Origin of the sequence: Myxococcus sp. CA056 (assembly GCF_013336715.1) — a bacterium.
Classification (GTDB): Bacteria; Myxococcota; Myxococcia; order Myxococcales; family Myxococcaceae; genus Myxococcus; species Myxococcus llanfairpwllgwyngyllgogerychwyrndrobwllllantysiliogogogochensis.
In genome coordinates this window covers 1030617-1053845 of sequence record NZ_JABUMT010000002.1, presented here as the reverse complement: position 1 = coordinate 1053845, position 23229 = coordinate 1030617, and the positions used below count along the sequence as shown (strand labels likewise).

The following is a 23229-nucleotide window of genomic DNA, read 5'->3' as shown; positions in this document are numbered from 1 at the left end:
CACCCTCCAGGGAGCCACCCGCGTGCGAGCCAAGAGGCCCAGGTGCGGTATCTTCCGCCCCAGGAAATCATGGCGAGCATCGGTCACGTGGCGGTGGGCATGGCCCTGGGGCGGTATGAGGCGAACGGTGGGTCGACCCGTCGCCTGGTTGCCTCCATGGCACTCTTCTCGATGCTGGCCCTGCTGCCGGACGCGGACGTGGTGGCCTTCGTCTTCCGCATTCCCTATGCGGCGCCATGGGGACACCGGGGCGCGTCGCACTCGTTCGTCTTCGCTGCGGCGGTGGCGCTCGCGGTGGCGGGGGTGGCGAAGTGGGCGGGGGCGCCCGCGGGCCGCTGGGGTGGGCTGGCGTTCCTCGCGGTGGCGAGCCACGGGCTCCTGGACTCGCTGACGGATGGCGGGCTGGGCGCGGCGTTGCTGTGGCCCTTCTCGAATGCGCGGCTGTTCGCGCCCGTGCGTCCACTGCCGGTGTCGCCCATTGGCGCGGGCATGCTGTCGCCGCGCGGGCTGTATGTCGTCGGCGCGGAGCTGCTCGCCTTCATCCCCTTCTGGGCCTACACGCTCTGGCCGCGCGGGTCCGCGAGAAAGAGCTGAGCCATGCGACTGTTCACCGCCGTCACGCTGGGGAACAGCATCGAGGCCCGGGTCGCCGCCGAGCTGAAGCGGCTGCGCCAGTTCGCGAACCATGCCCGCTTCGTGCGAGTCGAAGGCATCCACCTCACGCTCGTGTTCTTGGGGGAAGTGGAGTCCTCGCGACTGCCCGCCATCCGTGAGGCGCTGGCCTCGGTCGGCCCCCGGCACGCGCCCTTCACGCTATCGGTGGGCGGAGGCGGCACCTTCGGGACAGCCACGCATCCGCGCGTGCTCTGGGCGGACGTGCATGGAGAGACCGACGCGCTCAAGGCCCTGCAGGCCGACACGGCGGAGCAGTTGCAGCCGCTCGGCTTCGAGTCGGAGTACCGCGACTACGCGCCGCACCTGACGCTGGCCCGGAGCCACACGTCGTCCGGAGACCCGGCGCTGCTCGAGTGCGTGAAGGCCCTGTCCGGCACGGACCTGGGCCAGGGCCGCGTGGACCGGCTCATCCTCTTCGAGAGCCGTGGCCCGGAGTATCACCGCGTGGCCGAAGTGCCGCTGACGCGCACCGCCTGACAGCTGCACGCGCGCTCCCTTCTCCAGGGAACACCGTCGGCGCCAGGGACGTCACATGCCTCTCGGATGGGGGCGTGGGAATGAGCCCTGGCATCGGGGCTGCATCGTGAGACAGCGGGCGTGGCAAACGCCGGAAAGGACAGGGTCCATGCGTTGGCTCGTGTTGTGGGGAGTGTGGTTGTGGGGACTCAGCGCGGTCGCGGCGCCTCGGGAGGAGCTGGCGGCGAAGCTCCAGACCGGGGACGTCGTGCTGCACACCTCGCGCTCGCGGCAGTCCCAGGCCATCCGGGCGGCCACGCACAGCGCGCTGTCCCACGTAGGGCTGGTGGAGGTGACGGCACAGGGCGTGTTCGTGGTGGAGGCGGTGCAGCCGGTGCAGCGCGTCCCGTTCTCGAAGTGGAAGGCGCGCGGCGTGAAGGGCCACATCCTCGTGCTGCGCCCCCAGGGACTCGACGCCGAGCAGCGGCAGCGCGCACTGACGGCGGCGAAGTCCCACCTGGGCAAGCCGTATGACTGGCGCTTCGGCTGGGGCGACGAGGCGATGTACTGCTCGGAGCTGGTACGCAAGGCCTACGCCCAGGGCGCGGGCGTGGAATACGGAGCAATGGAAGCCCTGGGCTCGCTCGACGTGGCCGGCCTGAAACAGCAGATGCGCGAGCGCTACGGCGCCCAGGTTCCGCTGGAGCAGGAACTGATAACACCCGCGAGCCTTGCTCGTGATGCGCGGTTGTCGGTGGTTCACTCGGATTTCCCGAGTGAGCGCCAGCCCGGGTCATGAATATCCAGGGGTGTATTCAACCCTGACTCGGAGAAGGTGAGCCGAGCCGGGAAGCGCGGATACACTTCGTTTCATGCGACGCCTCCTGCTCGTCCTCCCCCTCCTCCTCCTCGCTGGCTGCAAGAAGGACGTCACCCAGGGCGCGGTCAAGGTCACGGTGAAGTACGGCCCCTTCCTCCCGGGATGCCTCCGGGTGGAGGCGTTCGACGTGGCCAGCGGGCAGACACGCGGCAAGGACATCGTGGGCACGGACGTGAAGGGAACTCGCGCCGACGGCGGCAGCATGATGGTGGCGCTGATACCTCCTCTCGACTGGGGAGCGTCCGTGGGAGTGCGCGCCACGGCCTTCGAGCAATCCTGCGAAGGCAAGGCCGTGGTCTCCGACTCGCAGCGCGTGACGGTGGAGCTCGACACCGTGCATGCCGTCACGCTGTCCCTGCAGGCCACGGACGCGGACCAGGATGGCTACGTCGGAGAGAGCAGCAACGGCACCGACTGTCGGGACGACGTGCTCGCCATCAATCCAGGCGCCGAGGAGCTCTGCGACGACGTGGACGACAACTGTGACGGCGTCGGCGACACGGTCCACTTCCAGCTGGGAGAGGCCTGCTCGACGTCGGCGGACTGCTCCGGTGTCTTCCGCTGCGGCACGACGGACCGCGCCCGGTTCTGCGACACCCCGCCCAGCAGGAATGTGTATCTGGACGGGGACCAGGACGGCCACGGCAAGAAGGACTCGACGCCCCTCATCGTCTGCGGCGCCACGCCCGACGGCTACACCACCGGCGCTCCGGACGACTGCGACGACACGAACCGCGACATCCGCCCAGGGCTCACCGACCTCTGCGATGACGTGGACACCAACTGCGACGGAGTGAAGGACGAGGGCTTCCCCACGCTCACGCAGCAATGCACGGATTCGTTCCAGTGCACGGGAACGAACCAGTGCAACAGCGTCCAGACGGCCCTGGAGTGTGTGACGTCCTCGGTGGCCACCCTGTGGTACCCGGACGAGGACGGCGACACCTTCGGTGGCAACACCGGCATCGTGCAGTCCTGCGTGAAGCCCGCGGGCGCCTATGTCACCAACAGCTCGGACTGCAACGACGGCGACTCGCGGACCCATCCCGGCGCCACCGAGCTGTGTGATGACCTGGACAACGACTGCGACGGCCAGAAGGAACTCCAGAGCGTCTGCCCGGGCGGAAACGCTCCCGCATGGACCAGCAGGAACGTGGGCTCGGGGGGGATGAAGGACTGGTACGCGGCCTCTTCATGGACTCGCGGCGGAGTGTGGGTCGGGGGTGATGACAACCGTCGCGCGCGGCTGCTGCCCACCGGCACGAACTTCACGGTCATCACGGATGACAGCTGCGGCGCCGACGACACCCAATGGCGCGCCATCTGGGCGGACCCCACCACGGGCCGCGCGTGGCTCGGCTCCGAGGGCGGCAAGAAGGCCCACCAGGACACCACCGCCGCGGGCTGCTCCGACATCAGTGACGACAACCGGTGGATTTTTGGAATGACCGGGCTGCGAACCAACAACGTCCTCACGCTCTACGGTGCCAACTCGCCCACGGGCGAGGACAACGAGACCACTGGCACGTCCTTCACCTGGGATGGCGGCGGAACCCTGAGCTACAACGCCGCGAACAACGCGCTCCCCAGCGTCTACAACATCCACGGGAGCGCCCAGAGCCACCTGCTGTTGGTGGGTGGCGCCTCGAACACGCCTCGCGTCTTCCGGTTCAACCCCGCCAACAGTCGCTGGGAGACGGAGAACGCGGAGCAGGACACCACCGGCGCACGGGCGCTGCGGGCCGTCTGGGTGGTGAACGACCAGGTCGCCTTCGCCGTGGGCGATGGAGGCACCGTCCTGCGCAAGGTCAACGGCACGAAGTGGGTCAAGCAGGGCTTCCCCAACGCCCATGACCTGACGTCGGTCATCGCCTTCGGCGCGGGGTCCGCCTATGCGACGTGCGCGAACGGCCACATCTACCGCTACAACGGACAGACGTGGACGGAGATCCACGCGGCCTCCGGCGGGCGCCTCAACGACATCACCGGCACGGGCCCCGACGACCTCTGGGTGGTGGGCATCGGCGGGCGAATCCTGCGCTGGCCCGCCTGGCCCTGAGGACGCGAGCGCTCAAGTCCCCCGCCGCGCCACCACGAAGCGGCGGGTGAACAGGAACGGAGTGCCCCGCGCGTGAGCGGGGTACGCGTCGCGCAGGCGCGGCCCCAGCTCCTCCAGGAACGCCTGTCGCTCCGCCTCACCCAGCGCCGCCAGCACCGGCCGCAGCGTCGTCCCCAACAACCACTGCAACACCGCATCCTCGCCCGGCAGCAAATGCAGGTACGTGGTCTCCCACGCATCCACCGTCATCCCCCGCCCCGCCAGCAGCGACTCGTACGTCTCCAGCGTCTCCACGGGCCGCCGCCTCACGGGCTCAAGCACCCGGACGAAGCGCGGCAGCGCCTTCACCTCGTCGACGAGGCGGTGCGAGGGCGCATCGAAGTTGGCCGGCACCTGGAAGGCCAGCACGGCGTTCGGCGAAAGCTTCGCCACCAGTCGCGCCATCAGCGCCGCATGGTCCGGCACCCAGTGCAGCGCCGCGTTCGACACCAGCACGTCCAGCGGCACGGGAGGCGCCCAGCCCGCGAGTTCCCCCACCTCGAAGCGCACGGAGCCCGGCGCGGGACGGCGGCGCGCCTCCTCCACCATCTCCACCGAGGAGTCCACGCCGTAGACCGTCGCGCCGGGCCAGCGCTCGGCCAGCACGCGCGTCAAATCCCCCGTCCCGCACCCCAGGTCGGCGACGTGCGTCGGGGCGGCCACGTCCACCCGCGACAGCAGCTCGAAGAAGGGCCGCTTCCGCTCATCGCGGAAGCGCGTGTACTGCGACGGGTCCCACATGCCAGCCTCCCGGCGGCGTGCTCGCGCCGCGCACCGGGAGGTCTAATCCACCCGCCCGCTCAGCGCTCGATGCGCAGCACCTGAAAGCCCTTTCCCGCGCTTCCGAAGCCGCTCACGTTCTCCATCCGCACCACCAGCTCCCCGGAGGGCAGCACACCCCACACGTCCGCGCGCGCCAGGTCGGCCCCGCTCACCCGCTCGTGGCGCCGCGCCTCCTTCCACGTCTGCCCATCCCCGCTGGTGAACAGTCGCGCGGAGACATCACCCGGCGCCTGCACGTCCCCCGCGCTGGACCAGGCCGTCCCCAGCACCCAGCCGCCTCCGGGCGCGGCGACCAGCGAGTACGCGGGCCCCGGCAGCTCCCGCACCGTGCTCACCCGGCCGTCCACGGACAGCCGCAGCAGCTTCGGGTGCTCGGGCTCGAACAACGTGGACTGCCCGAGCAGCAGCGAGCCATCCGCCATCACCACGCCCGCCACCGCGTTCGCCCCGTATCCCTGGAGCAGGGACTTCCACGTCCGCCCGCCATCCGTGGAGCGCAGCACCGCCGCCTGCGTCTTGTTGCTGCCCATCAGCGCCCACAGCGCCCCCGTCACCGGGTCCGCGACCAGCGCATAACCATGCCGGTGCGCGGTGAGCGTGGAGCGCACGGACCAGCTGGCCCCGCCATTCGTGCTCGCCCACACCCGCACCGGCGCGGAGGACGAGGTGAAGCTCTGGTACTCGAGGAAGAACCACGTGCCGCCCAGCTCCGCGAAGCTGCGCGGCCCCATCGCCCGGTAGTTCCCCAGGCTCACCTCGCCCGTCCAAGTCCGCCCGCCATCCGTGGAGCGCTGGAGGTTGTACACACCGCTGTGGCTGGCCACCGCCACCAGCGTCCCGTTCGTCATCGCCGCCAGCGTCCACAAATTTCCCCCGTCCTGCCCGCGCGCGGAGAAGGTGCGTCCGCCATCCGTGCTCGCCATCAACCGCGAGCGCTCGCCCCCCGCCGCGAGTCCGTAGAGCGTGCCCGCGCCATCCACCGCGAGCAGTTCATGACTCGCGCTGGAGCGCACCAGCTCCAACGTGAAGGGCTCCTCGGAGGGCTCCTCCGGCGGCTCCTCATCCAGCACCATCGCCACGCGCGACACGGTGCCTCGCGAGCTCGCGTCCACGGCCTCGCCGTACAGACACGGCACCTCGCTGCTGCCCTCCGGCAGCACGTCCACCGCGTTGGGATACCCCTTGAACGTCGAGTCCCCGTCGAGCGTCACCGCGGCGCTCAGGCTGCCGTCCTCGAGGAGGGCGCGCACACGCAGCTCGCTGTGTTGATTGAGCACGCGCATGCGGTTGTAGAAGATGTACAGGGTGTCGCCAATGCGGGTGGTGGCGGCCTGGAGCGCCCAGTCGGATGTGCCCTCCACCAGCTTGCGCGGCCCGAAGGACGTCCCGTCGAAGCGCCGGTGGTACAGCCGCTCCTGCTCGTCCTTGTAGACCAGGTGCATGCCGCCCCGGCCGTCCGCCACCGCGCTCAGCGCCGCGCCGTGGTAGATGCCGTCGGAGAAGGCCTCGCGCACCGGCCCCCAGGTCTCCACGGGGTCCGCGTCGTTGCGCACCCGCATCCGCGTGGGCACGAAGCCATCATGCATGGCGTAGACGAAAACGAGCTTCGTCCCCACGCTCAACAGGCGCCCGCCGCCTCGGCGGCGAACCTTGTCCAGCACCTGGGGCGCGCCAAAGTCCTGCCCGCCATCGGTGGACACCGCCACCACCGCGGTGGAGCCGCCATCCGACTCCACCCGGAAGGCCTGCACCCAGAGGCGCCCCCGCGAGTCGCGCGTCAGGAGCGCCCGCGAGTAGCCCGTGCGGTCATCCACCGAGTCCAGCACGCGCACCGCGGGCTCCGGTGTCCAGGTGTCCTCCGAGGACTGGTAGCGCCACCACTGGAACCAGACGTCATGGCGTCGGGAGGGCGCCAGCTGCGGACCCTCGTACGAGTAGACGAGCGCCACATCCCGGCCCACCGCCAGGAGCTCCGCCCGGTCCGTGTGCGTGGAGTCCGACTGGATGTCCCCCACGCGCCGCACGGTGCGCAGCGCGTCCTCGGAGCGGTACAGGACCAGCCCCTTGCCCTCGGTGCCACCGTGCTGGATGGCCACCAGGAAGCTGGGGGAACGACTTCCACCTCTGTCGATGCGAACGATGTGGCGCTGCGCCGGGAGCGTCAGGGCATTGCCCCCACTCACCGGAACCAACGCCGAGCCGCCCGCCGCGAGCACCACGGCGAGCAAGGCCCCAGTCAGCCCTGTCATGAATCCCCTCCCCCGAACACCGAGGAGGAAGACTGTGGGCGGTCAGGGGGAGAAGGAAGCCGCCCCGCACCACCAGGGCGCCCCATTCCTTTTCAAGTGAACGGGGCGCCTGTCATCAAGCACACGCTCCCGCGAGCGCGGGCGTGCACCAACGACGAACTACTTCGTGCGACGGCGCTTGGCCGGAGCGGCCGTGCCCGCGTCCTGCGGACCCGCGTCGGGAGCAGTCGCCTCGACCGCGGCACCCTCCGCGGCGACACCCGCGTCACCCGAGCCGGCATCCGCCGCGCCCGCCGCGCCCGCGCGCGGAATGGCCGGAGGCGGGTTGACGAGCTGGAGCGAGCCCAGGAAGTCATCCGCCGCCGGAGCGCCGATGCTCGGGTTGTAGAGAACGAGCATGGTGTAGAGGCGCGGGCCCACCAGGTAGTTGCGCGCGCGCACCTCGCCGTTGGGCGAGGACACCGTGTAGGACTTACCGGGGTAGCCATCGAGCGTCAGCTCCTGCTCGTTGCTGACGGTGCCCTTGAGCTGGTTGGTGAGGCCGTCGCGGCCCTCGTTCAGGAACGCCTCGGGCGGCCGGCTGGCGACGACCTTCTCCGGGTAGTCGGCGATGCTGACCGAGTAGATGACGCCCTCGGGGGTCTGCAGCGAGTAGGCCGCCGTGGACACCTCGCCCGCAGGGATGTTCACCTTCTGGCGCTGGACCTGAGGCTGGCCCGGCATCTTGACGTTGAAGCCCTCCTCGGCGCTCACGGGGTTGAGCTGCGGGCCCGCGGCGGCCGGCTGCGCGCCGCCCGTCTCTCCACCCTCGTTGGGCAGCTCCTCCACCGTGGAGGTCGCTTCACCAGAGTTGTTGGAGCTGCTGTCGGTCTTCTGCGGACCGACGCACGCGAGGGCCATCAGCGCAAGGGTGGCAATCGAGGCAAGGAGGCGGGACAACGAAGGCATGGGCGCGCTTCCTGAAATGAGTTTGGGAGAGTTGAACGCGGTGCGTCGGACGACGCTAGACGAACTGCTCGACTTCTGACTACCCGAGATTCGGAGACCCGCCAGTTTCCAGGTGTCACGAGGACCCCAGAAGCGTCGGCGGCAGGACGAACGTGGTGCGCCGGGAGGCGGAAACTCGGCCTTCCAGAGCCTACTCGCCCAGATAGGCGCGGCGCACCTCCGGGCTCTCCAACAGCGCTTTACCGGGGCCGGCCATCACCACTTCACCCGTCTCCAGCACGTAGCCGTAGTGGGCGGAGTTGAGGGCCAGGTGCGCGTTCTGCTCGACGAGCAGCACGCTGACGCCCGCCTTGTTCACGTCGCGCAGGGTGCGGAAGATGGTCTCCGTCACCTGCGGCGCAAGGCCCAGCGAGGGCTCGTCGAGCAGCAGCAGTTGGGGCCGGCTGAGCAGCGCGCGCGCGATGGCGAGCATCTGCTGCTCTCCGCCCGACAGCGTCCCGGCCATCTGGTTGCGCCGCTCCTTGAGCACGGGGAAGAGCGTGAAGTTCTTCTCCATGTCCGCGCGGATGTCCGCGGTGTCCCGGCGCAGGTAGGCCCCCAGCTCCAGGTTCTCCAGCACGGTGAGGTTGGGGAAGATGCCGCGCCCTTCCGGTGCGTGGGCCATGCCCCGGGGCACCAGCTGGTGCGCCTTGAGGGACGTGGTGTCCTGCCCGCTGAAGCGGATGCTCCCCGCGCTCGCCTTGAGCATGCCGCTCACCGCGCGAAGGGTGCTCGTCTTGCCCGCGCCGTTGGCGCCGATGAGGGCGACGACTTCACCCTTGCCCACCGTCAGCGACACGCCCCTGAGGGCCTGGATGGCACCGTAGTGGACCTTGATGCCCTCCACCGCCAGCAGCGGGGGGAATGCCTGGCGCTCACCCAGCGTCTTCACCTGCGCCTCGCTCACGCCGCTCCTCCGTGGCTCTCCAGGTAGCTGTCACCCAGATACGCCTCGATGACCTTCCGGTCGCTTCGCACCTCGGCCGGAGCGCCGCGCGCAATCGTCTCGCCGTGGTCCAGCACGGTGATCTGCTCGCAGATGCCCATCACCAGCTTCATGTCGTGCTCAATCACCAGCACGCCCAGCTTGAAGTCGTCGCGCAGCTTGCGGATGAGGACCATCAGGTCCGCCTTCTCGCGCGTGTTCATGCCCGCGGCGGGCTCGTCCAGGAGCAGCACGCGGGGCTGGCTGCCCAGCGCGCGCGCGATTTCCAGCCGGCGCTGCTCGCCGTAGGGAAGGTTGCGCGCCTCCTCGTCGCGGCGATGCGACAGGCCCATGACCTCCAGGAGGTGCTCGGCCTGCGCCGTCAGCCGGCGCTCCTCGCGCTGGAAGGACGGGGTGAGCAGGAGCGCCTTCCACCAGTCCGCGTAGTTGTGGGCCGCGTTCGCCAGCTTCGCGCCCACGCCCATCCGGGACTGGTGCAGCGCCGTCTGCGCGCGGCAGGCCACCTTCACGTTGTCCAGCGCGGTGAGCGCGCGGAACAGACGGATGTTCTGGAAGGTGCGCGCCACGCCCAGCAGGTTGATTTGATGCGGCTTGCGCCCGTTCACCTTCGTGCCGCTGACGAACACCTCGCCCTGGGAGGGCTGGTACACGCCGGTCAGCACGTTGAACGCGGTGGACTTGCCCGCGCCGTTGGGGCCGATGAGGCCCTGCAGGTCGCCCTGCTGGATGGAGAGGCGGAAGTCCGTCAGCGCCTTGAGGCCACCGAACTGGATGCTCACCCCGTCCGTGCGCAGGAGCGCGGCGGACTTCGTGGCCGGAGCGACAGGGGCCACCGGCTGCGCGTTCGCGCTCATGCCAGCCCCCTGCGCTTGCGAGGCAGCCACCGGGGCAGCACGTCCCAGATTTCCTTCGTACCGAACAGGCCCTGGGGACGCGACAGCATCAACACGACGAGCAGCAGGCCGTAGATGGGCATGCGAATCTGGTCCACCCGCTGCGCCAGGCTGCCCTCGGTGCCCAGCGCGCCGAACAGCGAGCGCATGCCTTCGGGTAGCAGCGTGAGGAAGATGGCCGCGACGAACGCGCCGGTGGTGGAGCCCAGACCGCCCAGCACCACCATGACGACGATTTCCATCGAGCGCACGAAGGTGAAGGAGCCGGGGTTGATGATGGGCACGAAGTGGGCGAACAGCCCGCCGGCGATGCCCGCGAAGAACGACGAGAAGACGAAGGCGCGGACCTTGTAGCCGGTGGTGTCCACGCCCATGGCCTCGGCGGCCACCTCGTCCTCGCGGATGGCCCACAGGCTGCGGCCATGGCTGGAGCCAGCGAGCCGTCGCGCGGCCAGCACCACGAGGAACACCCAGAAGAACACCATGCCCGGGCTGGAGTACTGGGGGATGCCCGACAGGCCCAGCGCGCGGCCGAACGCGTCCGTGTTCTGGACGAAGACGCGGATGATTTCGCCGAAGCCCAGCGTGACGATGGCCAGGTAGTCGCCCCTCAGGCGCAGCGAGGGCAGCCCCACCAGGAAGCCGCACGCCGCGGCGGCGGCGCCCCCCGCGAGCAGCGCCAGCAGGAAGAGGACCTGGTCGCTGGCGGCCACGGGGAGGAAGGACAGCGCCACCTCCTTGAGCTGCAGGGAGGTGTAGCCCGCGATGTACGCGCCCACGGCCATGAAGCCCGCGTGGCCGATGGAGAACTGGCCCGTCATCCCGTTCACGATGTTGAGGCTCACCGCGAGGATGATGTTCACCCCGACGACGGACAGCAGATACGTCGCGAAGTCGGAGCCGGTCAGCGACCAGTGGAACAGCGCGAGCGTGGGAATCGCGATGACCAGCGGAAGGATGCCGCGCAGCGCGGGGGGGACGAGCGACGGTGCCTCGGGGATGGAAAGCGCGGGGGTCTCCATCGTCACACCTTCTCCGCGGCGACCCGGCCGAACAGGCCACCCGGCTTCACCAGCAGCACCAGGATGAGGAAGCCGAAGGCCACCGCGTCCCGCCAGGTGCTGGCCGCGTAGCCCACCACGAACTCCTCCACCAGTCCGAGCACCAGCGCGCCCACCACCGCGCCCGGCACATGGCCGATGCCGCCAATCACCGCGGCGACGAAGGCCTTGAGGCCCACGTACAGGCCCATGAGCGGGCTCACCGACGTGTCCTTGATGGCGTAGAGCAGCCCCGCGCCCGCGGCCAGGCCGCTGCTGAGCATGAACGTCAGGGCAATCACGCGGTCGGTGGGGATGCCCATCAGCGCCGCCACCCGGTGGTCCCAGGAGACCGCGCGCATCGCCCGGCCGAAGCGCGTGCCGAAGACGAGGTACTGCAGGGCCACCATCAACCCCACCGCGATGAGGAAGCTGATGACCTGCCAGTTCCAGACGACGACGTCCCGGTCCCCGATGATGAGCCACTCCTTGGGCTCGATGATTTCGGGGAACGCGCGGGGGCTGGCGCCCGGCAGGAAGCCGATGTCCAGTTGGAAGCCGTAGGAGAGCGCGAAGGAGATGCCGATGGCGGTGATGAGCGCCGTCAGCCGGGGCTTCTCGCGCAGGGGCCGGTAGGCGAAGCGTTCAATGAGGAAGCCGAACAGCGCGCACCCGAGCATGGCCACCGCGAACACGGCGGCGATGCCGAGGAACGAGCCGCGCGCCTCGCGTCCAATCGCGAAGGCGGTGGCGTAGCCCATGTAGACGCCGACCATCATGACGTCGCCGTGGGCGAAATTGATGAGCTTGAGGACGCCGTAGACCATCGTGTAGCCGAGCGCGACGAGCGCGTAGATGGTTCCGGCGGCCAGACCGTTGATGAGGTGCTGGAGGAGCTGCGCCATTTAGGGAGAGATGGTCGTCACATACTGCGTCTTGCCGTCCCCGACCTTGAGGACGACGGCGGACTTCACGGCATTGCGCTTGTCATCCAGGGTGACGGTGCCCGCCACGCCCGGGAAGTCCTTGGTCTGCGCGATGGCATCCCGCACCGCCGGACCGCTCAGGTCCTTGGCGCGCTTGAGGGCCTCCACCGCCACGCGGGCCGCGTCGTATCCCAGCGCCGCCAGCGCGTCCGGCACACCGCCGTACGCGGCCTTGTAGTCGGCGATGAACTTCTGCACGCGGGGGTCCGGGTTGTCCGGCGAGTAGTGGTTGGAGAAGTAGCTGCCAGAGATGGCGCTGCCGCCCAGCTCGAAGAGCTTCTCGGAATCCCATCCGTCGCCGCCCATCAGGGGGACCTTGAGGCCCACCTCGCGGGCCTGGCGCGCGATGACACCGACCTCGCTGTAGTAGCCCGGGACGTAGATGCCGTCCGGCTGCGTCTTCTTGATGGCGGTCAGCTGCGCGCGGTAGTCGGTGTCGCCCTGGCTGTAGCTCTCCGTCGTCGCGACCTTGCCGCCCATCTCCGTGAACTTGCGCGTGAAGACGTCCGACAGGTCGATGGAGTAGGCGCTCTTGTTGTCCTGGAGCACCGCCACCTTGCCCAGCTTCAGGTCCTCGCGGGCGAACTTCGCCATGACGAAGCCCTGGAACGGGTCGATGAAGCACACGCGGAAGATGAAGTCGCCCTTCTGCGTCACGGTGGTGTTGGTGGACGAGGGCGTAATCATGGGCACGCCCGCCGCCTGCGCCTTCTCCGCCATGGCCAGCGAGTTGGACGAGGCCACGTCGCCCAGGATGAGCACCACCTTGTCCTGCGTAATCAGGCGGGTGGCGGCCTGCGCGGCCTCCTCCGGCTTGCTCTGATTGTCGTAGACGCGAATCGCCAGCTTCTTGCCATTCACGCCGCCCGCGGCGTTGGCCTCCTTGAGGGCCAGCTCGATGCCGTTGCGCGTGGAGATACCGAAGGTCGCCTGACCGCCGGTGAGCGCGCCCACCTGGCCCAGCAGGATGGTGTCGGAGCCAGCGGCGGGTGTGCCGCTCACCGTGCTCCCGGACTGACCCTGCGCGGCCTGCGTGCCAGCCTCACCGGAGGGAGTGGGCTGCGTCTTCTTCTCACAAGCGCCCGCCATGACGGCGAGCGCGGCGAGCAGCATCGGGGCAAGGCGTCGCATGCGGAGCAATCCTCCTCAACAGGGGGTGCTGCGATTCAAAGCCCCGGTTTTCTAGCGGAGCCCTCTCCATGGGTCAAGCGCGCTGCCAGACAGGCCCTCCCCCCACGTACCCTCCGTGCGGCGCGTCACGTGGGGTTCCGGGCCCGGGCGCCGGAGGGGACCGAGGCGTTTCGCGCGCCCATCCCACCCCCAAATGCCGCGGTCCTCGGGGGGAAAGGGCCCGTGAACCTGGAGGACGACGCCCCTGGAGGAAGAAGCGATGCACGCCGGGAGAGGGCAGGCAACCCCCGTCGGGGGCAACCACGGGACCGAGCCCCTCGCGCTCGTGTTGCCACGGCACTGTTCATCCCCGGACCTGTTCCCACCTTCCGGTTGATGGAGTGGTGGACCGCGCCCTCCATCCAGCCAGTCAGCAGGAGGAGCCAGCCATGTTCCAGCGCAAAGACGTCAGGGAAGGAATGGCCGTCCGCAGCATCGACGGCGAGAAGCTCGGCAAGGTCTTCGCCATCGGCGACGACGCATTCCACATCGAAAGGGGCCTGTTCTTCCCGAAGGACTACCGGGTCGCCTTCACGGAGGTCAGCGAGATTCGCGACGGAGAGGTGATTCTCAACCGGGGCAAGGAAGCGCTCCAACAGGTCTCCGACGCCGAGCGCGCCAAGGCCACCGCGGGCACGGGCGTAGCGGCCGGAGCCGTGGGCCTGGCCTCCGAGCGCACGACGACCACGACGGAGACGCGGGTACGCGACACGGACCTGGGCGCATCCCGGGGCTCCGTCACGTCGCTGCCTGGCGCGAACCTGGGCACGGACGCCAACTACGCGGCCAACATGCGGGCGGACACCGACCTCCGCAGGGGCGACACCCGCCTGGAGACCGACAGGCGCCTGGAGACCGACAAGCGCCTGGGCTCCGAGAGGCGTGACACCGACGACATCTCCATCCCCGTCCACCGGGAGAAGCTGACCGTGGAGAAGCGCGACACGCAGGCGGGCGAGCTGCGCGTGCACAAGGACGTGGTGGAGGAGGAGGAAGTGGTGAAGGTCCCCCTGCGCCACGAGCGGGTCCGCGTGGAGCGCCGGGCGGCGACGTCGGACAAGCCCGTGGTGGGCGCGACGTTCAAGGAGGAGACCATCGTCGTCCCGCTGCACGCCGAAGAGGTGGACATCACCAAGCGCTCGGTCCTGGACGAGGAGGTCGTCATCCACAAGGACGTCGTCGAGGAGGAGCGCCGCATCACCGAGAGGGTGCGCCACGAGAACGTGGACATCCGCACCGAGGGCGAGGTCGACGCCCCGCGCACGCTCAACGCCACGCCCGACGACCCGTCGCTGCGCCGCTCCTGAAGTGACGCCCGGGCACCTTCCGCCTGGGCGCTCGTTCGGCCTGGAATGGGGCGGGAGCCCCACTCCGCCTGGAGTGGGGCCGGCCCCCCTCTGCTTCGACCCAGGTGGGGCCACAAGCCTTGCTCCATCTGGAGTGAGACCGGTGCCCGCCCGAGTCAGGGCGCGGCCTTCTTCTGGGGCACGGGGCGAGGCTCCGTGTCGATGTCCTCCTGGGGAGGCCACCCCTCTGGGGGAGCCCGCACGTCGCGGGACGCCACCGGAGGCTGTCCTCCTGCCTCCGTGCGGTCCAGCCGGTTCAGCTCTCGCAGCCGGTCCGGAAAGTGCCGGGCCATCAGCCGCGACAGCTCCGTTTCCTTCGCCGGCGTGACGATGTCCAACAGCCGCTCCGCCATCTCCTGCGCGCTCGCGAAACGCGCCGTCGGAGACTTGGCCAGCGCCACCTCGAGCACCTCCCACAAGGGACGGGAGATGGTGTCCGGCCGCGTCAGGCGCTCGTCGCAGATGGCCTGCATGGACCGCAGCTCGTCTCCCCTGTCAAAAGCGCGCCGCCCGGTGAGCGCCTCGTAGAGGATGAGGCCCATGGCGAACAGGTCGCTGCGGGCGTCCAGCCGCTGCCCCCGGGCCTGCTCCGGCGACATGTACAGCGGCTTGCCCTTCACGATGCCCGGCAGCGTCATCGTCCGCTGCGCGCGGACTTTCGCCACGCCGAAGTCCAGGACCTTCACCTGGCCGTCGAAGCCCACCATCAGGTTGTGCGGGGACAAGTCCCGGTGCACCAGGTGCATCGGCTTGCCGTCCTCGCCCTTGAGCAGGTGCGCCGCGTGCAACCCGTGCAGGGCCTGCACGACAATCGCGGCTGTCTGCTCGGGCGTCAGCGGCCCCTTCTGCGCGCGCAGCAGCCGGTCCAGGTCCACGCCCCGCACCAGCTCCATGGCGATGAAGTACGCCCCCTGGGCCTCGCCGAAGTCATAGACGTGCACGAGGTTGGGGTGCGACAGCCGCAGGCCGATGCGCGCCTCGTCCAGGAACTGCTGGACGATGGCCGGCTCCGCCGTCAGGTGCGGGAGGATGCGCTTGAGGGCCACCAGCCGCCCCAGCCCCTCCGGGCCTCGCGCCCGCGCCACCAGCACCTGGGCCATGCCACCGGTGCCCAGCGGCGTCAGCACCTCGTACTTGCCAATGCGCCCGCGCGGCACCGGCGTGTCGTCCAGCGCCAGTTCGTCCAGCCGCTCCAGGGGCCCCTGCCCGTCCATCAGCGCCAGGAAGGCCAGCACGGCCGTGTCCAGCTGCTCGCCGATGGCCTCCACCAGCTTCATCACCAGCCCGCCGCCGTCCGCGAAGCCGCCCTCCACCGCCAGCCCCAGGCCGCCCAGCTCCAGGTTCCCCAGCTTCAGCCGGGTGCAGAACAACATCCGCCCGTTCTTCAGCCGGTGGGGTCCCCGCCAGCTCGCGGCCTCGAAGACGTCCGCGCCCAGCTCGCCCAACACCCGCGTCAGCACCGGCCCGCGCGTGCCCCGCAGGGACACGAAGCCCGCGGGCGCGTGCACCATGCGCGCGCACTGGGTGAGGAAGACATCCAGCCCCGCGTCCAGCGTCAGGCCGCGCTGGAGGCAGTCCTCGAGGATGTCGTCCGACATCCGATGAACCGCCACCAGGCCGCGCAGGAACGCGACCTCTGTCTCCAATGAAGGGAATTCCACGGGCCCATTACACACCCGCACGAGCTTCCCCGGAAAGTCTGGGGTTGCCGCTAGACGCGCTCGCGGTCCTTCAAGGACCCGCTACCGGACACCCGCTCGGAGGAGGCCGAGGGCAGCGGCAGGGCGCGACGGTCGTCGATGAGGCCGTGGATCTCCAGCATGTGCTCCAGGTGGGCCACGCGCGCCTTCAGCATCGCCGTGTCCGGGTGCTGGCCGAGCTGGGCCTCGCGCAGCCGGATGAACGCCTCCATCACCGGCTTGAGCGAGAAGCGCAGCGTCAACCCGAGAAAGGGGATGCCGACCGTCATCGCCACCACCGACGTAATCACCACGGCTTCGACTGGATCCATGACTCGCTACCTCGAAACGGACAGGGGGTGATTCACCTACGCGGGAGGCGCGGAGATGATTGCACGCCCCCCGTCCGAAATCCGGGGGTGCTCGTTCAGCTCGCCTGGCCGGTGTAGATGGCGTCGGCGATGCGGTAGGCGCTGCCCTCCAGGCGCTGGAAGGCCTCCTTGAGGGCCACCGCGTCGGAGGTGTTGAGCATGCCCTTGAGCCGCTCCAGGTCCGTCCTGATTTCCTCGCGGTCCTTCTCCGACAGGAGGCTGGCGTACTCCTCCAGGCTCTTCTCCGTCGTGTAGATGAGGCCGTCGGCGTTGTTGCGCAGCTCCGCCAGCTCCTTCTTCTTCTTGTCGTCGGACGCGTGCGCCTGCGCGTCGGAAATCATCCCCTGGATTTCCGCCTCCGACAGACCGGAGTTGCTCACCACGCGCACCTGCTGGACCTTGCCGGTGCCCAAATCCTTGGCGCTGACGTGGACGATGCCGTTGGCGTCGATGTCGAACGACACTTCAATCTGCGGCACGCCGCGCGGCGCCGGGGGGATGCCCACCAGCTCGAAGCGCGCCAGCGTCTTGTTGTCCGCCGCCATCTCGCGCTCGCCCTGGAGGACGTGCACGCTCACCAGCGGCTGGTTGTCCACCGCGGTGGAGAACACCTGGCTCTTCTTGCAGGGGATGGTGGTGTTCTTGTCGATGATCTTCGTGAAGACGCCGCCCGCCGTCTCCACGCCCAGGGACAGCGGCGTGACGTCCAGGAGGAGGACGTCCTTCACCTCGCCCTTGAGCACGCCACCCTGGATGGCCGCGCCCACGGCGACGACCTCGTCCGGGTTGATGCCCTTGTGCGGCTCCTTGCCGAAGAACTCCCGCACCTTCTGCTGCACGCGCGGCATGCGCGTCATGCCGCCGACGAGGAGCACCTGGTTGACGTGCTGCGCGCTCAGGCCCGCGTCCTTCAAGGCAATCTTGCAGGGCTCAATCGTCCGGTCGATGAGGTCCGCGACCAGCGCCTCGAACGTGGAGCGGTCCACCGTCTCCGTCAGGTGCTTGGGGCCGGACGCATCCGCGGTGATGAACGGCAGGTTCACCTCCGTCTCCGGCGCGCTGGACAGCTCGTGCTTGGCGCGCTCGGCGGCCTCCTTGAGCCGCTGGAGCGCCATGCGGTCCTTGCGCAAATCCAGCCCGTTGTTCTGCTCGGCGAAGCGCTTGGCCAGGTAGTCGATGAGCCGCTGGTCGAAGTCCTCGCCGCCCAGGAACGTGTCGCCGTTGGTGCTCTTCACCTCGAACACGCCGGCGGTCAGCTCCAGGATGGAGATATCGAACGTGCCGCCGCCCAGGTCGTAGACGGCGACGCGCTCGGTGCCGCCGTCCTTCACCTTGTCCAGGCCGTACGCGAGCGCCGCCGCGGTGGGCTCGTTGATGATGCGCAGGACGTTGAGGCCGGCGATGCGGCCGGCGTCCTTGGTGGCCTGACGCTGGCTGTCGTTGAAGTACGCGGGGACGGTGATGACCGCCTCGGTGACGGGCTCGCCGAGGTAGTCCTCCGCCGTCTGCTTCATCTTCATCAGGATGATGGCGGAGACCTCCGGCGGGCTGTGGCCCTTGCCGCGAATCTCCACCCACGCGTCGCCGTTGGGGCTGGTGGCCACCTTGAACGAGCTGACGCTGATGGCCTTCTTCGCCTCCGGCGAGTCGAACTTGCGGCCGATGAGCCGCTTCACCGCGAAGACGGTGTTCTCCGGGTTGGTGATGGCCTGCCGCTTGGCAATCTGGCCCACCAGCCGCTCACCGGAGTCCGTGAAGCCCACCATCGAAGGCGTGGTGCGGCTGCCCTCGCTGTTGGGAATGACCACCGGCTCGCCGCCTTCCATGACGGCGACGCACGAGTTGGTCGTTCCGAGGTCGATTCCTATCACCTTGCCCATGACGCTTACTGACTCCCCCCGGAAGTGCTGTCCGACTGCTGCTCGGTCGCCTCGGCACGCGGCTCACCGTCCGGCGAGGACGGCGCCTCCGCGGACTCGGGCGGCGTGTTTGACGTGGTGTCGACGGGCGCGGGCGCCTCCGGCGCGCGCGCGACGACGACGAGGGCCGGACGCACCAGCCGCTCGTTGAGGAAGAAGCCGCGCACCACCTCGAAGGCCACGTGGCCCACGGGGACGTCCGCCGTCTCCACCTGCTGGATGGCCTCGTGCATGCGCGGGTCGAACGGCTGACCCTTGGCGCTGAAGGACTTCACGCCGTGGCGCGCGAGCGCGTCCTCGAAGGACTTGCGCGTCATCGCGACGCCCTTCTGGAAGCTGTCGATGTCGGTCGACTTGGCCGCCGCCTCGAGCGCGCGGTCCAGGTTGTCCATCACCGGGAGCAGGTCCTTGAGCAGCTTCTCCGAGCCGAAGCGCTGGACCTCCTCCTTCTCCTTCTGCGCGCGCTTGCGGTAGTTCTCCAGGTCCGCGGCGGCGCGGACCATGCGCTCCTGCGCATCCTTCGCGCGCTCGTGCGCCTCGCGCAGCCGCTCCATCGTCTCGCGGCCCTTGGCCTGACTGAATTCGACCTGCGCCTTGAGCGACTCCACCTCCTCGCGCAAGGCGGCGACCTCTTCGGCTGTCGCCGGAGTCGCCACGGGGTCTTCGGGAATCGCGGAAGACTCGGGGGAGGCGGCGAGGTCCTCGTCAGAGGCGGCGGCCTGGGGGGCCTCCACCTCGATGACGGTCACTTCGTCATCCTCCATTCGACGCTCGACGCTGCGGACCGCCGCGTCGATGACGTCCTGCCCGATTTCCGCCTGGATGCTGTCCTTTTCGCTGGAGCCGGCCACGGCGCGCACTATCTCACGCGCCGCACACCGTTCCAACTGGCGGGAACGACTGGCGGAACCCGGACCCGAGGTATGTGCGGGCGCGATTCAGGCGGAACGGAACTTCACGCTCCGGCGGTGGGCTTCTTGGCGCGGCCCATCGTCTTCTTGGACGCCGGGGCGGCCTTCTTCGCCGCCCGCCCGCCCGCCTTCTTGGCGCGGCCAATGGACTTGGTGCCCGCCTTCTTCGCGGCGCGAGGCTCGGCCTTCGGAGCCGGGGCCTCGGCGGCCGGGGCTTCGGGGGCGCTGGCGCGGGAGGCGCCCTTGGCCTTCTTGCTGGCGGGAGGCTTGGTGGTGGCCTCGTCTTCCGGATGGAAGGCGCGCTCCACGGCGCCCTCGACCTGGCGCACGGCGGTCTCAATCTTCTCCGCCGCCACCTTGGTGGTGCTGGCCGCCCAGGTGCGCAGCTGCTCCAGGCCCTCCTTCACCTTGGCCTGCTTCTCCGGGTCCTTCACTTCCTTGAGGAGCCGCTGCGCCTCGCCGCGAAGGTCGTCGGTCGTGCGCTTGAGCTCGTCACCGGTGCGCTTGAGGAACTCCATCAACTGCTTGTCCCACTTCTCGGCCATTGAGCGTGTCCTCTCGTCGGGCGGCGGCAGCCCCCCATGGTTCCCGCGACTCTCGAATATGTCACGGACGACGCGGACGGCCATTGCCGTTCCAACGCAGCGCGACTTCCTGGGGCTCCGTCCGTGTTCGAGGGTGTCATCGTCGCGCAACAGGGATTTCGCTAGAGTGTCTCGTTTCAAATGCGGGCCCGGCCGATGGCTCGCCCTGCCGGAGCCCACATCCATGTCTCTCATCCGCGCCGCCGGGACACTCGTCCTCCTGGCCTTCTTGAGCGCCTGTTCGGGAAGCCGCCACGATGACCCAGGCGGGGGCCCCAAGCTCCCCACCTCCGAGCTGACCGACACCACGGTGGGCGCCACCTATGAGGTGCACCTGACGGCCACGGGTGGCACCGCGCCCTTGAGCTACACGCTGGAGACGGAAGTCCCCCCGGGCTTCTCCTTCTATTCGGCCGACGGGAAGCTCACCGGCCCCGCCAGCGCCTCTGGAGAGTTCTCCCTCCGGGTGAGCGTGCGGGACGTGGAGAAGAGCGTGGATACGCGGACGTACAGCCTCAAGGTGTGGCCGGCGCCGGTGCTCTCCGCCGTCGCGCCGTCCGCCGCGTTCACCGGCAACGGCTACACGCACACCTTCTCGGTGGCGGGGGGGCGTCCCCTGCTGACGTTCTCCGTGGCGGAGGGCTCGCTGCCCTCGGGCCTGTCGCTGACGCAGGACGGAGAGGTGACGGGCGTGGCGGAGCTGGCGGGCACGAAGACCTTCACCTTGAGGGTGCAGGACGCCAGCGGCGTGAAGGCGGAGGGCCGCTTCTCCCTGGAGGTGAAGCCAGGCACGGGAATCCCCGATGGGGGCCCTTCGACGAGCTTCCCGCTGGCGGTGGGCAACTGGAACATCGAGTGGTTCGGCTCCCCGACGGAGGACCCGGCGGACGACGCGCTCCAGCTCGCCAACGTGCAGTCCGTGATTGGCGACGCGGGCGTGGACGTGTGGGGCCTGGGGGAGATGGTCAACACGGCGCAGTTCAACACGCTGAAGGACCAGCTGCCCGGGTACGAGGGCTTCCTTTCCAATGACTCCACCGTGACGTTGGGACCCACCTACTACTCGTTCAACGAGCAGAAGGTGGGCCTGCTCTACAAGACGGGGCTGGTGGAGGTGCGCCAGGCGCAAATCGTCCTGAGCGAGTACGAGAATGACTTCGCCGGCAGGCCGCCGTTGCGCGTGGACCTGCGCATCACCCGAGGCGTCTCCAGCGTGGACCTGACGGTGCTGGTGCTGCACATGAAGGCCATGACCGGGGCGGACGACTATGCACGGCGGCTCGCGGCCGGGCAGCACCTCAAGGACTACCTGGACTTCAACCTCCCCACGCAGAAGGTGATGGTGGTGGGTGACTGGAACGACGACGTGGACGGGTCCACCACGACGAACCCCAGCACAGGGGGGAAGTTCGACACACCCTACCGCGACTTCGTGGACGACACCGTGCGCTATGCCTTCGTCACCCAGGCCATGTCGCTCCAAGGGGTCGCCTCCACCGTGAGCTTCTCGACGTTCATCGACCACCAACTCGTCAGCAACGAGATGCTGGCCCACTACGTCTCCGGCTCGGCCGCCGTGCTGCGGCCGAACATCCCCAGCTACGGCTCCACCACGTCGGACCACTACCCCATCATCAGCCGCTACAACTTCGGGGAGGTGCCGGAGCACACCGTGAAGCTCACCGCGCCCAACGGCGGAGAGTCATTGAGCGCGGGCGTGGCGTTCGACGTCACCTGGACGTCGGCCGGGGTGAACACGGTGCGGCTGCAGTACTCCCTGGATGACGGGCTCACGTGGAGCGACATCGTCGCGTCCGTGCCCGCATCGCCCGCGACCTACGCCTGGACGGTGCCCGCGGTGGAGTCCTCCACGGCACGGGTGCGCATCAGCGACGCGCAGGATGGCACCCTCGCGGACGTGAGCGACAACGTGTTCCTGCTGAACCGTCCGGTGCCCACGTTGTTCATCAACGAGTACCTGCCCCACCCGAACAACGTCTCGGGGACCACCACGGTGGACTTCGACAAGATGTTCGTGGAGATCCGCAACACCGGCACCACGGCCGTGGACCTGGGCGGCTACTCCATCCACGACGAGGAGTCGCGGCGGGGCGACAAGCCCGCGCGGCACGTCTTCCCCGGGGGCACGATGCTCCAGCCCGGCAAGGTCTACACCGTCTACTCCGGCGCGTCGGCGGTGCCCTCGGGCGTGCCCGATGTGGCGTTCGCCAACGGCGGCGACGGGCTGCGCTTCAACCGGGGCGTCAACACGGGCAGCTCCGGCGACACCGCCTTCCTGGTCCGCCCGGATGGCTCCGAGCAGGACAAGGGCAAGTACGTCAACGCGACCCAGGGTCTCTCCTACAACCGGAGCCCGGACGGCTCGGCTGCGGGGAGCTGGGTGCCGCACAACACGCTGTCCTCCTCGACCGCGTCTCCCAGAACACGCGTGGACGGCTCGGCGTTCTGACCGGCCGAGGGTGAAGTCCGCTCGACGCCATGACAGCGGCCCGTACCCACGGGTCGCCCGGCGTCGGGTGGCTTCAAACTGAGATCTCCCCGAGGTCGGCGGCTCATGCCTGAAGACTCGGGACGCGCCTTCGCGGCAACGGGCCGGAGTGGCTGGACGCGAACCCGGCCGCCACCTCCGCACCGTCAGGGCCTGCCTTCGCGCCGCGTCGGCGGGCCCTCCGGGCCCGGGCAACTCCAGACGCCACGCGCCCCCCGCCCCACAACCCGCTCGATAGGAGAGACCCCATGACGGAGACGCTCACGCTGTACCGCCCGGTGGGGCTGAAGGAAGCGGAGCTCGTCCTGGCCAGCGACTGTCGCGGCTTTCCTCCCCGCCTGCCGGACCAGCCCTTCTTCTACCCGGTGATGAACGCGGACTATGCGCGGCAGATCGCCCGGGACTGGAACGCCCCGGACGCCGGCTCCGGCCACGTGGGCTTCGTCACCGCCTTCGACGTGGAGTCCCCCTGGCTCACCCGCTACCCCGTCCGGACGGTGGGCGCCGCGCGACATCAGGAGCCGTGGGTGCCCGCCGAGGAGCTGGAAGACTTCAACGCCCACCTCGTCGGCCCCATCCGCTTCATCGAGAGCTGGTACGGCCTGGACGAAACCCACCGCGCCACCGTGCTCGCCCAGCTCCAGACGGCCTGGACCCAGGTCCATCCCCACTCGCCCCTCCCCTTTTCTTGAGGCCAGCCCAGAAATAGTTCGAGGACATAAGACCGCGTCCCGACAACTATTTCTG

General features: G+C 69.2%; 20 protein-coding genes. 7 read left to right on the top strand and 13 right to left on the bottom strand.

Annotation, left to right across the window (positions count from 1 at the left end; genetic code table 11):
- Window positions 1-69: 69 nt before the first annotated feature.
- The 4 genes from HUA76_RS11955 (at window position 70) to HUA76_RS11940 (ending at window position 4070) form a co-directional block, all read left to right on the top strand.
- Complete coding sequence (locus HUA76_RS11955) at window positions 70-594, top strand: metal-dependent hydrolase (protein WP_174454158.1); 525 nt, start codon at window positions 70-72, stop codon at window positions 592-594.
- 3 nt (window positions 595-597) lie between these two features.
- Complete coding sequence (thpR, locus tag HUA76_RS11950) at window positions 598-1152, top strand: RNA 2',3'-cyclic phosphodiesterase (protein WP_174454157.1); 555 nt, start codon at window positions 598-600, stop codon at window positions 1150-1152.
- A 148-nt stretch (window positions 1153-1300) separates the two neighbouring features.
- Window positions 1301-1930 carry a YiiX family permuted papain-like enzyme gene (locus tag HUA76_RS11945; RefSeq protein WP_174454156.1) on the top strand — a complete coding sequence of 210 codons (630 nt, stop codon included), beginning with the start codon at window positions 1301-1303 and terminating at the stop codon, window positions 1928-1930.
- A gap of 73 nt (window positions 1931-2003) precedes the next feature.
- Window positions 2004-4070, top strand: coding sequence for a MopE-related protein (locus HUA76_RS11940; RefSeq protein WP_174460882.1), 2067 nt, complete (start codon window positions 2004-2006; stop codon window positions 4068-4070).
- Window positions 4071-4082: 12 nt separating this feature from the next.
- Here HUA76_RS11940 and HUA76_RS11935 read toward each other — a convergent pair whose 3' ends face one another.
- The 8 genes from HUA76_RS11935 to HUA76_RS11900 all read right to left on the bottom strand — a co-directional run bounded on the left by HUA76_RS11935 (window position 4083) and on the right by HUA76_RS11900 (window position 13124).
- A complete protein-coding gene (locus tag HUA76_RS11935) occupies window positions 4083-4850 on the bottom strand; it encodes a methyltransferase domain-containing protein (protein ID WP_174460881.1) in 768 nt (255 codons plus the stop codon).
- Between the two features lie 59 nt (window positions 4851-4909).
- Window positions 4910-7141 (bottom strand): sialidase family protein, encoded by a 2232-nt coding sequence (locus HUA76_RS11930; protein WP_174460880.1) that lies wholly within the window; start codon window positions 7139-7141, stop codon window positions 4910-4912.
- A 159-nt stretch (window positions 7142-7300) separates the two neighbouring features.
- Window positions 7301-8089, bottom strand: coding sequence for a hypothetical protein (locus HUA76_RS11925; protein ID WP_174454152.1), 789 nt, complete (start codon window positions 8087-8089; stop codon window positions 7301-7303).
- A 190-nt stretch (window positions 8090-8279) separates the two neighbouring features.
- Entirely contained in the window at window positions 8280-8984 is a 705-nt protein-coding gene (locus HUA76_RS11920; protein ID WP_368773767.1) for an ABC transporter ATP-binding protein, read from the bottom strand.
- 47 nt (window positions 8985-9031) lie between these two features.
- Window positions 9032-9928, bottom strand: coding sequence for an ABC transporter ATP-binding protein (locus tag HUA76_RS11915; protein WP_141642011.1), 897 nt, complete (start codon window positions 9926-9928; stop codon window positions 9032-9034).
- Complete coding sequence (locus HUA76_RS11910; RefSeq protein ID WP_174460879.1) at window positions 9925-10989, bottom strand: branched-chain amino acid ABC transporter permease; 1065 nt, start codon at window positions 10987-10989, stop codon at window positions 9925-9927. Before HUA76_RS11910 ends, HUA76_RS11915 begins: the two co-directional genes overlap by 4 nt.
- Before the next feature lie 2 nt (window positions 10990-10991).
- Window positions 10992-11912 carry a branched-chain amino acid ABC transporter permease gene (locus HUA76_RS11905; RefSeq protein ID WP_141642010.1) on the bottom strand — a complete coding sequence of 307 codons (921 nt, stop codon included), beginning with the start codon at window positions 11910-11912 and terminating at the stop codon, window positions 10992-10994.
- Window positions 11913-13124: an ABC transporter substrate-binding protein gene (locus HUA76_RS11900; protein ID WP_174454150.1), complete on the bottom strand. Its 1212-nt coding sequence runs from the start codon at window positions 13122-13124 to the stop codon at window positions 11913-11915. It abuts the gene before it with no gap.
- Between the two features lie 428 nt (window positions 13125-13552).
- On the opposite strand from HUA76_RS11900, the gene HUA76_RS11895 reads away from it, so the two are divergent.
- Window positions 13553-14470 carry a YsnF/AvaK domain-containing protein gene (locus HUA76_RS11895; RefSeq protein WP_174454149.1) on the top strand — a complete coding sequence of 306 codons (918 nt, stop codon included), beginning with the start codon at window positions 13553-13555 and terminating at the stop codon, window positions 14468-14470.
- 155 nt (window positions 14471-14625) lie between these two features.
- On the opposite strand, the gene HUA76_RS11890 is transcribed toward HUA76_RS11895, so the two are convergent.
- The 5 genes from HUA76_RS11890 to HUA76_RS11870 all read right to left on the bottom strand — a co-directional run bounded on the left by HUA76_RS11890 (window position 14626) and on the right by HUA76_RS11870 (window position 19934).
- Complete coding sequence (locus HUA76_RS11890; protein WP_254614211.1) at window positions 14626-16107, bottom strand: serine/threonine-protein kinase; 1482 nt, start codon at window positions 16105-16107, stop codon at window positions 14626-14628.
- A gap of 113 nt (window positions 16108-16220) precedes the next feature.
- A complete protein-coding gene (locus HUA76_RS11885) occupies window positions 16221-16520 on the bottom strand; it encodes a hypothetical protein (RefSeq protein WP_174460878.1) in 300 nt (99 codons plus the stop codon).
- Window positions 16521-16615: 95 nt separating this feature from the next.
- Window positions 16616-18439 (bottom strand): molecular chaperone DnaK, encoded by a 1824-nt coding sequence (gene dnaK / locus HUA76_RS11880; RefSeq protein ID WP_141642005.1) that lies wholly within the window; start codon window positions 18437-18439, stop codon window positions 16616-16618.
- A gap of 5 nt (window positions 18440-18444) precedes the next feature.
- Window positions 18445-19338, bottom strand: a complete 894-nt coding sequence (gene grpE / locus HUA76_RS11875; RefSeq protein WP_174460877.1) for a nucleotide exchange factor GrpE — start codon at window positions 19336-19338, stop codon at window positions 18445-18447.
- A 95-nt stretch (window positions 19339-19433) separates the two neighbouring features.
- Window positions 19434-19934, bottom strand: a complete 501-nt coding sequence (locus HUA76_RS11870) for a transcriptional regulator (protein WP_174454145.1) — start codon at window positions 19932-19934, stop codon at window positions 19434-19436.
- 223 nt (window positions 19935-20157) lie between these two features.
- On the opposite strand from HUA76_RS11870, the gene HUA76_RS45280 reads away from it, so the two are divergent.
- The gene (locus HUA76_RS45280; RefSeq protein WP_254614141.1) at window positions 20158-22443 is read left to right on the top strand and encodes a lamin tail domain-containing protein; all 2286 of its coding nucleotides are present in this window, start codon (window positions 20158-20160) and stop codon (window positions 22441-22443) included.
- 287 nt (window positions 22444-22730) lie between these two features.
- Window positions 22731-23174: a hypothetical protein gene (locus HUA76_RS11860; protein WP_174460876.1), complete on the top strand. Its 444-nt coding sequence runs from the start codon at window positions 22731-22733 to the stop codon at window positions 23172-23174.
- Window positions 23175-23229 lie beyond the last annotated feature (55 nt).

Bases quoted from the DNA above. Each gene is read 5' to 3' on its own strand.
- HUA76_RS11955 (WP_174454158.1), top strand. From the start codon at position 70: ATGGCGAGCATCGGTCACGTGGCGGTGGGCATGGCCCTGGGGCGGTAT.
- HUA76_RS45280 (WP_254614141.1), top strand. From the start codon at position 20,158: ATGTCTCTCATCCGCGCCGCCGGGACACTCGTCCTCCTGGCCTTCTTG.
- HUA76_RS11910 (WP_174460879.1), bottom strand. From the start codon at position 10,989: ATGGAGACCCCCGCGCTTTCCATCCCCGAGGCACCGTCGCTCGTCCCC.
- HUA76_RS11945 (WP_174454156.1), top strand. From the start codon at position 1,301: ATGCGTTGGCTCGTGTTGTGGGGAGTGTGGTTGTGGGGACTCAGCGCG.
- HUA76_RS11915 (WP_141642011.1), bottom strand. From the start codon at position 9,928: ATGAGCGCGAACGCGCAGCCGGTGGCCCCTGTCGCTCCGGCCACGAAG.
- HUA76_RS11905 (WP_141642010.1), bottom strand. From the start codon at position 11,912: ATGGCGCAGCTCCTCCAGCACCTCATCAACGGTCTGGCCGCCGGAACC.
- HUA76_RS11935 (WP_174460881.1), bottom strand. From the start codon at position 4,850: ATGTGGGACCCGTCGCAGTACACGCGCTTCCGCGATGAGCGGAAGCGG.
- HUA76_RS11925 (WP_174454152.1), bottom strand. From the start codon at position 8,089: ATGCCTTCGTTGTCCCGCCTCCTTGCCTCGATTGCCACCCTTGCGCTG.
- HUA76_RS11860 (WP_174460876.1), top strand. From the start codon at position 22,731: ATGACGGAGACGCTCACGCTGTACCGCCCGGTGGGGCTGAAGGAAGCG.
- dnaK (WP_141642005.1), bottom strand. From the start codon at position 18,439: ATGGGCAAGGTGATAGGAATCGACCTCGGAACGACCAACTCGTGCGTC.
- thpR (WP_174454157.1), top strand. From the start codon at position 598: ATGCGACTGTTCACCGCCGTCACGCTGGGGAACAGCATCGAGGCCCGG.
- HUA76_RS11870 (WP_174454145.1), bottom strand. From the start codon at position 19,934: ATGGCCGAGAAGTGGGACAAGCAGTTGATGGAGTTCCTCAAGCGCACC.
- HUA76_RS11890 (WP_254614211.1), bottom strand. From the start codon at position 16,107: ATGTCGGACGACATCCTCGAGGACTGCCTCCAGCGCGGCCTGACGCTG.
- HUA76_RS11895 (WP_174454149.1), top strand. From the start codon at position 13,553: ATGTTCCAGCGCAAAGACGTCAGGGAAGGAATGGCCGTCCGCAGCATC.
- HUA76_RS11885 (WP_174460878.1), bottom strand. From the start codon at position 16,520: ATGGATCCAGTCGAAGCCGTGGTGATTACGTCGGTGGTGGCGATGACG.
- HUA76_RS11900 (WP_174454150.1), bottom strand. From the start codon at position 13,124: ATGCGACGCCTTGCCCCGATGCTGCTCGCCGCGCTCGCCGTCATGGCG.
- HUA76_RS11940 (WP_174460882.1), top strand. From the start codon at position 2,004: ATGCGACGCCTCCTGCTCGTCCTCCCCCTCCTCCTCCTCGCTGGCTGC.
- HUA76_RS11930 (WP_174460880.1), bottom strand. From the start codon at position 7,141: ATGACAGGGCTGACTGGGGCCTTGCTCGCCGTGGTGCTCGCGGCGGGC.